The sequence below is a fragment of the Candidatus Accumulibacter contiguus genome, from assembly GCF_036625285.1.
Taxonomy (GTDB): Bacteria; Pseudomonadota; Gammaproteobacteria; order Burkholderiales; family Rhodocyclaceae; genus Accumulibacter; species Accumulibacter contiguus.
In genome coordinates, this window is the sequence record NZ_JAZKUC010000001.1 from 866099 (window position 1) to 879753 (window position 13655).

Here is a 13655-nt window from a genome sequence, read left to right on the forward strand (position 1 = left end):
GGGCATGGCAGAGCGGCGACGAATTCTATCGCTTTCAGCCATGCATGGGTTGACCGCCAGGGTGGAACGGTTCCTCGGCACGCCCCTGGTACCAGAAATTGCCATCTGCATCGATCTTCGCCAGTTCACCGGTCAGGACCCAGCCCTCGGCGATGAACTTCCTGGCCGTCGCTTCGGGATTCTGCCAATACCCGAGCATGACCAATGGATCGTCTTCACCATTGCACTGCCGATGTACGGCGAGTTCACCGAGTTCGCCCGGTGGCAGGACCTGGCCCTGGTGATCGACGATCGCCAGCCGATGCCCAGGGTACGGGCGGCCCATCGCACCCGGCTTCACTGGCCAGCGCGAAGCGCAGTTGCCGAGCATATCGCCCATCTCGGTCTGCCCGAAGATTTCGTTGATCGTCACCCCGAGCTTCTCCCTGGCCCAGTGAGAAACCGCTGCAGCAACCGGTCCGCCAGCGCTGACCAGCGTGCGCAAGTCGAGATCGTAAATCGACCTCGGGTCGGGTACCGCCTCCATCATCCTCTGCAAGTCGCAGGGAGAGAGCGAGCTGTTGCGTATACCGTACTTCTCGATCAGGGCAAACGCCCGCACGGCGTCGAAACGTCCCGGGTAAGCGAGCAGTGGCATCCCGAAGTGCCAGGTCGACAACAAACCATCGCCAAGACCCGCAGTGCTCGCCCAGTCGGCAGACGACCAGAATAGGTCACGCGGCTGCGGAAAGAAGTCATGCGAGCAGACATAGCCGCTGAGCCTGCCGAGCAGCGTACGATGTGCCAGCAGCATCCCCTTCGGTCTGGCGGTGCTGCCGCTTCCATAGAGGATCATCGCCGGATCATTGGCGGCGGTCGCCAGCGGCGTGTAGCGTGGCGAAGCATGTTCGAGCACTTCCTCCCAGCGCCTGAGATCCTTGCCGGCCGCAGCGCCGACGCCGAGCAGATGCTGCAGTTGCGGCAGCTTGTCGCGCAGTTGCCGCAACGTCGGCAGCGTCGTCGCATCGACGATGGCCAGGTGCGCACCCGCGTCGCCGAGACGGTATGCGAGTGCATCCGGCGTGCACAGCGGCGACAGGGGGACGGCCAGCGCGCCCATCTGATAGATCGCGACATGCGCAATGGCCGCCTCCGGACACTGCGGCAGGATCAGCGCCACCCGGTCGCCAGGCAGCGTGCCGAGTGCCGCAAGTACGTTGGAAAGGCGATTGGCTTCGCGCTGAATGTCCCAGAAGGTATGCGCCGAAGAGAAACCGCTCGCGTCCTCGTAGTACAGCGCGAAGCGGCTGCGGTCCTCGGCCCAGCGGCCGCAGACGTCGACGCCGATGTTGAAGCGCTCGGGAAGCTGCCAGCGGAAACTCCTGCACAAGGCATCGTAACTGCTGGCCTGACGGTCGATGAACATCGCTCTTTGTACGTGTGTGGTCTGTACGCTTCAGGAAGCGGCGCGCAAACGCTCGTCGATCAGTTCGATCCAGTGCTGCACCGGCAGCGTGCTGCCGCTTTGCAGATGCATCTGGCAGCCGACATTGGCCGTGACCAGCAGATCCGGCGAACCGGCATGGAGCGCCGCCAGCTTATGGTCTCGCAACTGCCTGGCGAGAACCGGCTGCGTAATCGAATAGGTGCCCGCAGAACCGCAGCACAGGTGCGCATCGGCGACCGGCGAAAGCTGGTAGCCAGCGGCAGTCAACAGCGCTTCGACGACCCCGCGAATCTTCTGTGCATGCTGCAGGGTGCAGGGCGAGTGAAAGGCCACCCGCTCGCCGACACCGACACTGGCTGCGCGCAGCAACTCGAGCAGGCGAGGCTGCTCGGCGGCGAGCACCTCGGAGACATCACGCGTCATCGCCGCAATCCTGGCCGCCTTGTCGGCGTAGGCCGGGTCGTGTTTGAGCAGTGCAGCGTACTCGCGCACATGCCCGCCACAACCCGATGCGGTCATCACGAATCCCTCGACGCGCCCACTCTCGAGTTCTGGCCACCAGGCATCGATGACACGCCGCATGTCGTCGAGGGCTTGTTCCTGGGCATCGATGTGGTAGCGCAAGGCACCGCAACAGGCGGCTCCTGCCACCTCGATCAATTCGATGCCGAGCCGGTCGAGGACGCGTGCGGTCGCCGCATTGGTATTGGGCGCCAGCGTCGGCTGCATGCAACCGGCCAGCGCAACCATCCGGCGCGCGTGTGCAGCCGGCCGTGGCCAGGCACCGATGCGAGCGCCAGCAGGCATCGGCACCTTTTCGGCGAGCATGTCTGGCAGCAGCGGCCGCAGCAGTTGGCCGATGCGAACCGCCGGCTTGAATATCCAGCGGCGCGGCAGCGCTTCGCGAAGCAGCGAACGCGTCGCCCGCGCAGCCAGCGAACGCGGCACGCGCTGCTCCATGACGGCGCGTCCGATCTCGTACAGGCGGTGGTAGTTGACCCCCGATGGGCAGGTGCTCTCGCAGGCCCGGCAGGTCAGACAACGATCGAGGTGGAGCTGCGTCCTTGCGGTCACCGGCTGCCCTTCGAGCATCTCCTTGATCAGATAGATGCGGCCGCGTGGCCCGTCGAGCTCGTCCCCGAGCAACTGGAAAGTGGGACAGGTGGCATTGCAGAAGCCGCAGTGCACGCAGCTACGCAGAATCGCGTCCGCCTCACGCCCGGCCGGCGTGTCCTTGATGAAATCGGCCAGATGGGTTTGCATGCTTGGCGAACTTTCAGAAATCCGGGTACATTCGGCCGGGGTTGAAGACCCCCTGCGGGTCGAAGGCGTGCTTGAGATTGCGGTGAATTTGCGCCAGCGGCGCGGGCAAGGGCTGGAAAACACCGACCGCGGCCTTCAAGGCGTCATCACCCCGGAACAGCGTTGCGTGCCCACCGGCTTTTGCCGCTGCCGAACGTAGCGCACGCGCGTCGCCGGCACGCAGCCAGCGCTGCGCGCCGCCCCATTCGATCAGCGTCGCTCCGAACCCCTGCGGCGGCGCCACCGACGGGAGCGAGAGACGCCACAGCGGCGCGTCGCCGGCAAAAAAGGCGTGCGTCTGCTCGCGCAGTGATCGCCAATAGGCTTCCGCCTCGGCAGCATCCATTAACTCACCGGCGAGCAGGCGCTCTGCGGCAGCGACCGCCGCCACGGCACCCGACAGGCGCAGCGTCAGAATCCCGTCGTGCCAGGCAGACGCCGAAATCGGCAAGGGTCGCCCGCCCCACTGATTGAGTTTCTGCAGCGCGGTCGCCTCGTCGATCGCAAAACGCAGGCTCCTCTCGGCCACCGGCAGCGGCAGCACCTTCAACGACACCTCGAGCAGCACGCCGAGCGTTCCCAGGCTGCCGGCCAGCAGCCGCGAGACATCGTAACCGGCGACATTCTTCATCACCTGGCCGCCGAAGGAGAGCACCTCACCCAGGCCATTCAACAGCTTGACGCCGAGAACGAAATCACGGACGGCACCGACCGCCTGCCGGCGCGGACCCGACAGACCGCTGGCGAGCATGCCGCCGACGGTTGCAGTCGGCGCGAAATGCGGCGGCTCGAAAGCCAGCCATTGTCCCTTTTCGGCGAGCGTTGCGGTCAATTCGACGAGCGGCGTGCCGGCGCGCGCGCTGACCACCAGTTCGGTCGGTTCGTAAGCGACGATCCCTCGATAGGCGCCGACGTCGAGCCTCTCGCCTTGTTCCCGTCCACCGTAAAAGGTCTTGCTGCCGCCACCACGAATCGCCAGCTGGCCAGCACTGCCGGCAGCGTCGTTGATGCGCGCTGTCCAGTTTTCGATCCAGGGATCCATCACTGCCTCGAAGAGTTCATCGAGTTCATTGAATTCTGCTCGCCGCCGCCGCGCGCCAGCGTGTATTCCCGGCAGCGTGCCAGCGTCGGCACGCCCTTGCCGGGATTGAGCAGGCCATGCTCGTCGAAAGCCGCCTTGAGGCGATGGAAAGCGCCGATCTCGGCGAGCGTGAACTGCTCGGCCATGAGATCGATTTTCTCGATGCCCACCCCATGTTCACCGGTGATGGTGCCACCGAAATGTACCGACAGTTCGAGGATCTCGGCACCAAAGGCTGTCGCCCGCTCGAGTTCTCCCGGCTGGTTGGCGTCGTACATGATCAGCGGGTGCAGATTGCCGTCGCCGGCGTGAAAGACGTTGGCACAACGCAGCGAGTATTTCCCGGAAAGAGCGGCGATCGCTTCGAGCATATCGGCCAGATGCTTCCTCGGAATCGTGCCATCCATGCACAGATAGTCGGGGGTCAGGCGACCGACCGCCGGAAACGCCGCCTTGCGCCCGGCCCAGAACTTGAGCCGCTCGGCTTCATTCTGCGAGACGCGAATCCCGGCAGCACCGCTCTTTTCGAGCACCGCCGTCATCCGCCCGATTTCCTCGGCGACTTCTTCGGGCGTGCCGTCCGACTCGCAGAGCAGGATCGCTTCGGCATCCATGTCGTAACCGGCGTTGGCGTAGGGTTCGACAGCCAGAATGGCTCTCCTGTCCATCATTTCGAGGCCGGCCGGAATGATGCCGGCGGCAATGATGCTGGCGACCGCGTCGCCAGCCCGGCGCACGTCGGCGAACGAGGCGATCACCACCTGTGCCAGTTCGGGCTTGGGGGTCAGCTTGACGGTGACCTCGGTGATCAGCGCCAGCAGACCTTCCGAACCGTTGAGCAGCGCCAGCAGGTCGTAACCAGGCGCATCGAGGGCCGCGTTGCCGAACTCGACGATTTCGCCTTCAATGCTCAGGCCGCGCACGCGCAGCACATTATGGACGGTCAGTCCATATTTCAGACAATGCACGCCCCCCGAGTTCTCGGCGACATTGCCACCGATCGTGCAGGCGATCTGCGACGAGGGGTCGGGGGCATAATAGAGACCGTAGGGCGCCGCTGCCTCGGACACCGCCAGATTGCGCACACCGGGCTGGACCACCGCAGTCCGCGACACGGGGTCGACGCTGATGATCTTCTTGAGCTTGGCGAGCGCGACCAGCACGCCGTCCGCATGCGGTGTGGCGCCACCCGACAGACCCGTGGCGGCACCCCGCGCCACCACCGGCGCGCGCAGTTCATGACAGATCCGGAGAATCGCCTGCACCTGCGCTTCGTCCTCCGGCAACGTGACCAGCAGCGGCAACTGCCGAAAAGCGGTGAGACCATCGCAATCATATGGCCGCAGGTCTTCTTCCTCGAACAGCAGCGCCTGTGCCGGCAGCACCTCGCGCAGGCGCTGGATCAGCAGCGACCGGTCAACGGTGAACGGTCGATCGGCGGTAGAGTCCTGCAAGGTAGTCACCGGCATGCGCATCCTGCCTCCTCGGATCATTGATGACCTCAGAATACACGAAAGCGCTGCCGATGCAATCTCGCAATGCAACACTTTCCCCGCCTCTGGCGCACTGCACCTGAAAAACGCTTGTCAAAGGCCTGCAAGCGTGATGACATTGCGGCCCGATCAGCCATTTCCAACGGAAACAGGGTCTGCATGCACAATTTCACGATCAAGGCCCGAGTCCTGATACTCGGTCTGATTGCCGTCGGCAGCATGGTCATCGCCAGCGGCGTCGGTATTTTCGAGTTATCCCGCTTCAACACCCAGCTACGGGCTGACCTGGTCGACATACGCCAGGGCATCGGAACCCTGATCGACATCCAGACCGCCGCAGTCGCATTCAAGACGCAGGTGCAGGAATGGAAAAACATTCTCATCCGCGGTAACCAGGAACAGGAATTTTCCCGATATGAAAAGGCGTTCCTGGAGAGAGAAAAGGTCGTTCAGGAGCGGCTGAAAACCACGCTCGACGCACTCAAGAGCAATCCGGCGAAGGCAGGGCTGATCGCCGATCTCGACAAGCTCATCCAGGATCACGCGACCCTCGGCGCCACCTACAAGGCGGCGCTCGGCAGTTTTGACAAGAGCGATCCGGAGGCTGGCAAGAAAGTCGATGTCGCGGTCAAGGGCCGGGACAGAGCGACCACGGAAGGCATCGCCAAGGTGGTGGCCACTTTCGAAAAAAGCGAAATCGATCATCTTGAGCATCAGTTGATCGCCTCGGAAGCGTCGCTGGCATCCGCACGCAAGCTGCTGATCGCATTGATGGCAATCGCCTTCATCCTGTCCGGCGCGGTGGTGGTAGTCACGGTGCGACAGATCTCGGGGCAGATGGCCAGTGTCCAGGAAACCACCGCAGAGATCAGGGAAACGCTTGACCTCAGCCGCCGTATCCCGATTTCCGGAAAGAGCGAGATGGCGCAGGTGGCATCGAGTGTGAATTCGCTGCTCGACGAGTTTCAGGCAGTGGTCAGGCGCATGCGGGACACCGGCGACCATGTCGCTGGCGCTTCCGTTGCACTGGCACAGTCGGTCGGGCATCTGGCAGCGGCAACCGGGCAACAGAACGATGCCACGTCATCGATCGCGGCGACAGTGGAAGAGATGTCGGTCAGCATCACCCATGTCGCCGATTCCTCTGCCACCGCCCAGGAAATCGCGCGGCAGTCCCTGGCTACGGCCGTGAGCGGTGGGCAGGTGATCGAGAAGACCGTCTGCGACATGGTGGCCATGGCCGAGACCGTGCAGAGTGCCTCGCACACCCTGGAAGGACTGGGAAAGCGTACGGACCAGATCGGCAGCACTACCGACGTGATCAAGGAAATTGCCGATCAGACCAACCTGCTGGCGCTCAATGCCGCCATTGAAGCCGCTCGGGCTGGCGAGCAGGGACGCGGTTTCGCGGTCGTGGCCGACGAAGTGCGCAAACTTGCGGAGCGGACAACGACCGCAACGAAGGAGATTTCCGTGGTCATTGGCGCGATCCAGGAAGAGACACAGCGCGCATTGGCCGATATGCGGCAGGTGGTGGGGCAGGTGAACAGCAATGCCGAAGGGGCTCGTCAGGCAGGCAAATCCATCGTCCAGATTCGCGATGGAGCGATCCGCGTCGTTGACGTTTCGTCGGACATCGCCAACGCGCTCAAGGAGCAAAGCGCTGCCAGCGAGCTGATTGCCCAGCAGGTCGAAAGGATCGCGTCGATGAGCGAGGAAAATACGGCTGCAACGGGCGAAGCGACAGGCGCCTCGGCGGAAATGAAGCGCCTGGCGACCGAGATGCACGAGTTGGTCGGTCGTTTCCAGGTCTAATGGTCATGGCTGTAGCAGGCACCCCTGATCATCAAAGCCATTCGAGGTACAGCGTCTGGCGGGAGCCCGTCGCCGACCAGGTGCCGGTGAAGTGCCGCCGTCCATCCGCCGGCGCGACGGTCGCCGACGGTGGTTGGCCACAGGCCGTGGCCAGAAGCACGCAGACCAGCACCGATGGACGCCAGCAAGGGCTGGCAGATGCGCTTTGCAGACCATGCATTCGGGTATCTCCTGCAAACATTCTCTCATACCGTGACGGCCTGGCTCTCGAAGAAGCGCATGCCAGCCGCCTCTTCGCCATTGACGCCGGCCTCGACAGCGACGCCTTACGCGCCCGCTACCCCGACCGCAGCCGCCACCTGATCCTGCGCGGCACGGTACGACCGATCGTTCGCCAGCACGACGAACAGCACCATCTGGCAGGCTACCTCGACAAAATCACCATCGGCCAGATCAATGTGCCCTTTGCGCTGCGTCCGCTGCTCGAACCGCTGCGCGACATTGGCCGCCCGGCACCCGCTGAACGGACGCCCCGCTACCAGGTGCAGATCGTCATCGGCCAGCGCCTCGAACCGTGGATCGAGAGTCTGTCGTCCTTGCCAGCCGATTCCCGAACCTCGCCAAGTCTCCCGGCACCCTGACGCCGCCGCCGATGATTTCGCCCGACGTGGAACAGCCGATCGTCCGCGCTTGCGACCAGACATCACGGGCAAGACCGGCCATGGTTTTGCCGAACGGATAGCAAGGAGCTTTTCTCGCCGACCTCGTCGAGATCGCTCCTTTTCACCCAGAACAACACGCAGAACAGGCCGGCGGCAGCAAACGCCGAACTCAAGGTATAGGTCAGCCCGGCACCCAGGCGCTCCCAGGTCCAGCCGCTGAGCAGACTGCCGAGCAGGCCGCCGGCACCAAAAGAGATGCTCGAATACAGCGCTTGGCCGCGCGCCTGGCAGCGTCCGGGAAACCAGCGATTGACCGCGGCAATCGCTGCAGCATGATAGGCTCCGAAGGTCAGCCCGTGCAGGATCTGCGCGAGGACGACCACCAACAGCCATTCGACGCCCCAGCCGATCATCAGGAAACGCAGCACCGCCGCAGCAAAACTGATGAGCAGAATGACCCGCAGGCCCAGGCGGTGCAGCACGGCCGCCATGCAAAGGAAAACACCGATTTCGGCCAGTACGCCGAGCGACCACAGGCAACCGACCAGGAACTTGCTGTAGTGATGAGCGGCGAGGTGGATCGAGTAGAACACGTAGAGCGCGCCGTGCGCCGCCGACATCAGAAAGCACGCGGCAAACAGTGCCCGAACACGCGCCTGGCGGAGGATCGTGGCCACCGGTACCGGCGCGTCTGCCGATCCGTGCGATGCCACCTCGGGAACCAGGAGCGCGTAGACCAGAATGCCGACCAGCGTGCCGATGATCACCCACAGCAGCATCGACAAGGAGGTGCTGTCCAGCAGCGCACCGGTTCCCATGACCGCGACAATGAAGCCGACCGATCCCCATACGCGGATGCGGCTGTAACGGCCCGGCTCGTCGCGCAGATGGTCGAAAGTCACGGTTTCGACCAGTGGCAGCGCGGCACTCCAGAAGAAGGCCAGGACCGCCATGGCAACGAGCATCGCCGCGAAGCTGTGCACGGCAAAAAAGGCCGAAAACCCGAGCAGGCTGAGCAGGGCCGCAAGACGGACGATTCGCACCCGCTGCCCCAGACGATCCGCGAGTGCGCCCCAGAGATACGGCGCGCACAGGCGCATCAGCTGCATTTGCGACATCAGCAGGCCGATGTCCCAGGCCGAAAAAGACAGCGACTGGAGATAGAGCCCGAAATACGGCGAAAACGCGCCGATGAAGGCGAAATAGAAAAAGTAGTAGCCGGAAAGACGCCAATAGGGAAGATCATGCATCCGGCAATTCTACCGGATGCATTCGACGACACCGGCTTGGATCGGATCAGTCGCCGTTCTTGTGCGCGACCAGCATTCGGTACATCTGGTCCTTGAGCCAAACACGGTGCTTCTTCATGTTCTCGATCGTGAAATCGTCAACCGGCAGGTCTTCTTCTTCTAGCCGCTCGACTTCTCTGGTCAGTTGATGGTACTCGTCATACAGGTGGCCAAACTGCTCGCTCGCGTTTTTCAGCGAGTGGATGTAATCCAAATACTCGGGAAACTCATGGTGAAGGTCGTGGTGCTCAACTTGCATGATCATCGCCCCTGGCTAGTCCCGGCCCGCCCCATGCGCGACCGGACAACGAGATTATACCCATTGCCAGGTCTGCCCGTCACCCCAACGGATGCGCCGGAATCACGGGGGTCGCGCAGACCACATCGGCGCACTGGGCGCGATGCCGCAGGGCCTGATCGATCAACACCAGAGCCAGCATGGCCTCGGCAATCGGCGTCGCGCGGATGCCCACGCAGGGGTCGTGTCGGCCATGCGTTGCCACCACCGCCGGCTGGCCATCGAGAGTCACCGAGCGACGCGGCAGACGAATGCTCGAGGTCGGCTTGATTGCCAGATGGACGACCAGATCCTGGCCGCTGGAGATACCGCCGAGAACGCCGCCGGCATGGTTGCCGAGAAAGCCCTGCGGCGTCATCTCGTCACCATGTTCGCTGCCCTTCTGGGACACGCTGGCAAAACCGGCGCCAATCTCGACCCCCTTGACCGCATTGATGCCCATCATCGCGTAGGCGATCTCGGCATCGAGCCGACCATAGACGGGTTCCCCCCAGCCCGGGGGAACACCGGTTGCCGTGACCGTGATCTTCGCTCCCACCGAATCGCCGGATTTGCGCAACAGATCCATGTAGTCCTCGAGCTGCGGGACGATGGCCGCGTTCGGGGCGAAAAAGGGATTGCCATCGATCTCGGCAATGGCGACAAAGGGAATCTCGATCGGACCGAGCTGGCTCATCCAGCCGCGGATGCGGACACCGTAACGCTCCGCCAGCCACTTGCGGGCGATCGCTCCGGCGGCAACGCGAACCGCCGTCTCGCGCGCCGAGGAGCGACCGCCGCCACGATGGTCGCGAAAGCCGTACTTCTGCGTGTACACATAGTCGGCGTGTCCCGGACGGAAGGTCTCGGCAAGGTTGCCGTAGTCCTTGCTGCGCTGATCCTGATTGCGGATCAGAAGGGCAATCGGCGCGCCCGTGCTCCGACCGGCGAAAACTCCCGACAGAATCTCTACGGTATCGGGCTCGCGCCGCTGCGTCACATGCCGCGAAGTTCCCGGCTTGCGGCGATCGAGTTCGGCCTGAATGTCGGCCTCGCTGATCGAAAGTCCCGGCGGGCAGCCATCGACCACGCAGCCGATCGCCGGCCCGTGTGACTCACCAAATGAAGTCACGGCAAACAGGGTGCCGATGGTGTTACCGGACATGGCGGCCTCTTGAGCGTTAAAATGGAACAGCAGCAGTCTACCATAGCGCTACCCACCCTCTTCGAGCTCGTCCTGATGACCGCCAAGCCGACACATCCTGACCGACCCCATGCCAAAGCCACCCCGAAAAGGGCTACGCCGCAGCCCGTTGCCGGCAAGGCCCTGCCCCAACCACAGACCCGCTGGCAAAGAACGGCGCGTTATAACTGGGACAAGGGTGGCAGCCGAGGGGGCCGCTAGGGTAGAGCGTGCAGTCCTTGATAACCGACATAGAAGCCGACCAGCAGGATCAGCATACCCGAGAAGTAGGGTGCTTTGCGGGCAAACTCCCCGAAGCCGCTCCAGCGCGTGGAAATTTGTTTCACGCTCAAGGCCGCCAGGGCGCCTGACGCCACCATCGTCAGTGCCAAGCCGATGCTGAAGCACAGAACCAGGGCCGCCCCGAGTGCGACCTCTTTCAGTTGCAGGCACAGCAACAGCACGGTGATCGAGGCGGGACAAGGAATCAGCCCGCCGGTCAGGCCAAAGACGATGATCTGGCCGGTCGTCACTTCCCGGTTGGCGAAGCGGCGGCGAATGTCGTTGGCGTGGGCCAGTTCGTGCGGGTCCTGATAGCCCGGTGCGGAGACATCCAATCCCTCGTAGTCCTGGATCGTATGCTGATGGTGGTCGTGCTCGACGTACTCGACATCATAGTCGTGGCTGTGTTGCGCGTGCCCCAGGCGAAGCCGGGCGACGAATTCGTGCGGCTCCGGAATCTCCTGCTCGGACTCGACGAAGCCGTCGCGCTGCACGAAGGTGAAGGCCTGGCGACTGCCGTCGGCGCGTTCCGTCTCGACCCTCACCTGGTCGGCTGCCCAGACCTGACCGTGCCGGCTCTCGGTGAACAACCGGAAGCGCGGCGGCACACCCTCTTCAAACACTTCCAGCCGAACGACCCCGTGGCCGGTATCGATGTACCGGCTCTCGTCATGATGGTGGTCGTGTTCATGGTCGTGCGCCGCGTGCTGTTGCCGCCAGGTCCGCCACATCATCCACAGCGCAACGCCGACGATGAGTACGGCGGACGCCACCTGGAAGTAGGATTCGGTCACCTCGGCATTCCAGTGACGCCCGAAGTACAGGCCCGCCATCGCCACCGCCCACACCACGGCGGTATGAGAAATCGTTGCCGACAGCCCGAGCAGAACGGCTTGGGTAAGCGTGCCGCGAATCGCGACGATGAAGGCCGCCATCATGGTCTTGGAATGGCCGGGTTCGAGACCATGCAGCGCCCCGAGCAAGATGGCGCTGGGAACGAACAGCCAGGCATTGCCCTGCTGCAGCAGCGCAGAAAACTCGGTCACGGGGTTTCCTTACAGGTACTTGGTAATGGCTTTGAACTCGCGGATGGTGTCGTCGGCGCTTTGGCTGCCTTCGCGTACCGCGTGTTCAAGGCAATGGTCGATGTGGTCATGAACCAGGGTTTTCTTGGCACTGCCGATCGCGCTCTCGACCGCCTGGAGCTGTTGTGCAATGTCCAGGCAGCTACGCTCCCCTTCGAGCATGCCGATGATGCTCCTGAGGTGGCCTTCGGCCCGCTTGAGCCGCTTGATGATTTCGGGGTGTGAGGTGTGTGTCGTCATGGCTCTATATCCTATCCTGGGGGACAGGATAACACATCCGGTGACGTTTCTGCGCTTTATTCAGGCTAGCCCAGGTGCGTCAATCATGATTATGACAATAAAAAACCCCCAGGTAACAGCCTGGGGGTTCGAGTCAGCCGATGGAGGGCTTACTTGCTGACCGGCGCCGGCGCCTCGGTCTTGCTTGCCACTTTGGCTTCGGTCTTGGTGTCGGTCTTGACCACCTTCTTCTGAGCTTGCTTCGGAGTCTGGGCTGCGTGCTCTACGCCTGTGGCCGTGCCGGCAGCGGCCATCGTCGGGTGGGCAATCTTGACGGCTTCAGCCTTTACCGGCTCAACGGCTTTCGGCGCCTCGACCTTCTTGTCTGCAGCCGCCGGGGCCGTCGTCGGGTGGGCAATCTTGACGGCTTCAGCCTTTACCGGCTCAACGGCCTTCGGTGCTTCGACTTTCTTGTCTGCAGCCGCCGAGGCCGTCACTTTGGTCGCCGGAACGGCGGCGGGGGTGGCAGCGGCAGGCGCGCTCCCCTGCGCAAAGGAAGTGGAAGCGACGCCAGCGGCAAGCATCAGAGCGATCAGGGTCTTGTTCATTTTGCATCTCCTTGAGTGGTTTGGTTTTCGGGTACTGCGATAGTGCAGCGCCTTGTGCCGAATAACGCCCGCAGCAAGCAGGAGATGTCATGAGCAGTGTAAGACCGTGTATCGCTCTGTGACCTGGGGGTTTCAGAGCAGCCCGGAAGCGATATTGATGGTCAGCGCCAACAGCGTGGTATTGAAGAAGTAAGCCAGGACGCAGTGCACCAGACCGGTTCGCCGCATGGACCGGCTGCAGAAGCTGATATCGGCGGTTTGTCCGGAAGTGCCGATGATGCAGGAAAAATACAGGAAGTCCGCGTAATCGGGCGAATGCGTGCCAGGAAAATCCAATCCGCCGGGATTGCCTCGCATTTCAGCGGCGTAATAGTCATGCGCGTAGTGCAGCGCAAACATGACCTGCGTAAAGGCCCAGCAGGACACCAGCGTCAGCACCGCCAGCGACTCGTGCACATAGCGCAGCGTTCCTTCGGATTTCCGGGCGACGCCGAGCTGGACGATAATCGCACCGAGGCCGATGATCGCCGCGCTGACCACCAGGGCCAGCACCACGATTCGCCCTTCATCCTGCTGCAGCGCCCGGATGCGTATCTTTTCGTGCGTCGACTGGAACATCATGTGTGCCGCAAACAGAAAATAGAGGCAGACGCCGACATTCCAGCCGATGATCCAGCGGGTGATGTCCGGCAACGCAAGTCCCTGCGGCAGCAGGCATGGGGTCAGCAAACCGATCAGCGTGCACACGCAAAGTCTCGGCCGTGCCATGACCACTCGCAGCAGCTTGGGCCGTACTGGGGGAGAGGAAAGGTTGTCCACCATGCGCCGATTTTACCTTGAACCGGGTAGGCCGACGGCGTACGCTCTCGGCAATGCTCAGCCTAACGGTCATGGCTTTGTGAGACACCCCGGATGATCAAAGCCCTGACCGTT

General features: G+C 63.0%; 13 protein-coding genes. 2 read left to right on the top strand and 11 right to left on the bottom strand.

The features are described from left to right. Positions 1–34 precede the first annotated feature (34 nt). The 4 genes from V5B59_RS04135 to V5B59_RS04150 are packed head-to-tail and all read right to left on the bottom strand — an operon-like array spanning position 35 to position 5284. On the bottom strand, positions 35–1405 hold the full coding sequence (locus V5B59_RS04135; protein WP_169071685.1) for an acyl-CoA synthetase: 1371 nt from the start codon (positions 1403–1405) through the stop codon (positions 35–37). Positions 1406–1435: 30 nt separating this feature from the next. Next, the gene (gene glcF, locus V5B59_RS04140; protein ID WP_169071686.1) at positions 1436–2689 is read right to left on the bottom strand and encodes a glycolate oxidase subunit GlcF; all 1254 of its coding nucleotides are present in this window, start codon (positions 2687–2689) and stop codon (positions 1436–1438) included. Between the two features lie 13 nt (positions 2690–2702). Then, the gene (gene glcE / locus V5B59_RS04145; RefSeq protein WP_169071687.1) at positions 2703–3770 is read right to left on the bottom strand and encodes a glycolate oxidase subunit GlcE; all 1068 of its coding nucleotides are present in this window, start codon (positions 3768–3770) and stop codon (positions 2703–2705) included. Then, positions 3770–5284: an FAD-linked oxidase C-terminal domain-containing protein gene (locus tag V5B59_RS04150; RefSeq protein WP_169071688.1), complete on the bottom strand. Its 1515-nt coding sequence runs from the start codon at positions 5282–5284 to the stop codon at positions 3770–3772. The genes glcE and V5B59_RS04150 overlap by 1 nt, the downstream gene beginning before the upstream one ends. A gap of 177 nt (positions 5285–5461) precedes the next feature. Between V5B59_RS04150 and V5B59_RS04155 the strand changes: the two genes are divergently transcribed. Beyond that, on the top strand, positions 5462–7117 hold the full coding sequence (locus tag V5B59_RS04155) for a methyl-accepting chemotaxis protein (protein WP_034919625.1): 1656 nt from the start codon (positions 5462–5464) through the stop codon (positions 7115–7117). Between the two features lie 5 nt (positions 7118–7122). Continuing rightward, a complete protein-coding gene (locus tag V5B59_RS04160) occupies positions 7123–7758 on the top strand; it encodes a DUF4824 family protein (protein WP_248595035.1) in 636 nt (211 codons plus the stop codon). Between the two features lie 62 nt (positions 7759–7820). On the opposite strand, the gene V5B59_RS04165 is transcribed toward V5B59_RS04160, so the two are convergent. The 7 genes from V5B59_RS04165 to V5B59_RS04195 all read right to left on the bottom strand — a co-directional run bounded on the left by V5B59_RS04165 (position 7821) and on the right by V5B59_RS04195 (position 13490). Continuing rightward, positions 7821–9029 carry an MFS transporter gene (locus tag V5B59_RS04165; protein WP_169071690.1) on the bottom strand — a complete coding sequence of 403 codons (1209 nt, stop codon included), beginning with the start codon at positions 9027–9029 and terminating at the stop codon, positions 7821–7823. Between the two features lie 46 nt (positions 9030–9075). Next, on the bottom strand, positions 9076–9327 hold the full coding sequence (locus tag V5B59_RS04170; protein ID WP_034919620.1) for a YdcH family protein: 252 nt from the start codon (positions 9325–9327) through the stop codon (positions 9076–9078). A gap of 79 nt (positions 9328–9406) precedes the next feature. Next, positions 9407–10510: a chorismate synthase gene (gene aroC / locus V5B59_RS04175; RefSeq protein ID WP_169071691.1), complete on the bottom strand. Its 1104-nt coding sequence runs from the start codon at positions 10508–10510 to the stop codon at positions 9407–9409. Positions 10511–10746: 236 nt separating this feature from the next. Beyond that, on the bottom strand, positions 10747–11856 hold the full coding sequence (locus V5B59_RS04180) for a nickel/cobalt efflux protein RcnA (RefSeq protein WP_034910363.1): 1110 nt from the start codon (positions 11854–11856) through the stop codon (positions 10747–10749). Between the two features lie 9 nt (positions 11857–11865). Further along, entirely contained in the window at positions 11866–12135 is a 270-nt protein-coding gene (locus tag V5B59_RS04185; RefSeq protein ID WP_034910365.1) for a metal-sensing transcriptional repressor, read from the bottom strand. A 149-nt stretch (positions 12136–12284) separates the two neighbouring features. Next, positions 12285–12722 carry an amine oxidase gene (locus tag V5B59_RS04190; protein ID WP_288130463.1) on the bottom strand — a complete coding sequence of 146 codons (438 nt, stop codon included), beginning with the start codon at positions 12720–12722 and terminating at the stop codon, positions 12285–12287. 132 nt (positions 12723–12854) lie between these two features. Further along, positions 12855–13490, bottom strand: a complete 636-nt coding sequence (locus V5B59_RS04195) for a DUF1345 domain-containing protein (RefSeq protein WP_332351610.1) — start codon at positions 13488–13490, stop codon at positions 12855–12857. Positions 13491–13655 lie beyond the last annotated feature (165 nt).

What these genes read in the sequence shown, in the direction of transcription:
- V5B59_RS04135 (WP_169071685.1), bottom strand. Translation starts at nt 1,405, where the DNA reads ATGTTCATCGACCGTCAGGCCAGCAGTTACGATGCCTTGTGCAGGAGT.
- glcF (WP_169071686.1), bottom strand. Translation starts at nt 2,689, where the DNA reads ATGCAAACCCATCTGGCCGATTTCATCAAGGACACGCCGGCCGGGCGT.
- glcE (WP_169071687.1), bottom strand. Translation starts at nt 3,770, where the DNA reads ATGGATCCCTGGATCGAAAACTGGACAGCGCGCATCAACGACGCTGCC.
- V5B59_RS04150 (WP_169071688.1), bottom strand. Translation starts at nt 5,284, where the DNA reads ATGCGCATGCCGGTGACTACCTTGCAGGACTCTACCGCCGATCGACCG.
- V5B59_RS04155 (WP_034919625.1), top strand. Translation starts at nt 5,462, where the DNA reads ATGCACAATTTCACGATCAAGGCCCGAGTCCTGATACTCGGTCTGATT.
- V5B59_RS04160 (WP_248595035.1), top strand. Translation starts at nt 7,123, where the DNA reads ATGGCTGTAGCAGGCACCCCTGATCATCAAAGCCATTCGAGGTACAGC.
- V5B59_RS04165 (WP_169071690.1), bottom strand. Translation starts at nt 9,029, where the DNA reads ATGCATGATCTTCCCTATTGGCGTCTTTCCGGCTACTACTTTTTCTAT.
- V5B59_RS04170 (WP_034919620.1), bottom strand. Translation starts at nt 9,327, where the DNA reads ATGCAAGTTGAGCACCACGACCTTCACCATGAGTTTCCCGAGTATTTG.
- aroC (WP_169071691.1), bottom strand. Translation starts at nt 10,510, where the DNA reads ATGTCCGGTAACACCATCGGCACCCTGTTTGCCGTGACTTCATTTGGT.
- V5B59_RS04185 (WP_034910365.1), bottom strand. Translation starts at nt 12,135, where the DNA reads ATGACGACACACACCTCACACCCCGAAATCATCAAGCGGCTCAAGCGG.
- V5B59_RS04190 (WP_288130463.1), bottom strand. Translation starts at nt 12,722, where the DNA reads ATGAACAAGACCCTGATCGCTCTGATGCTTGCCGCTGGCGTCGCTTCC.
- V5B59_RS04195 (WP_332351610.1), bottom strand. Translation starts at nt 13,490, where the DNA reads ATGGCACGGCCGAGACTTTGCGTGTGCACGCTGATCGGTTTGCTGACC.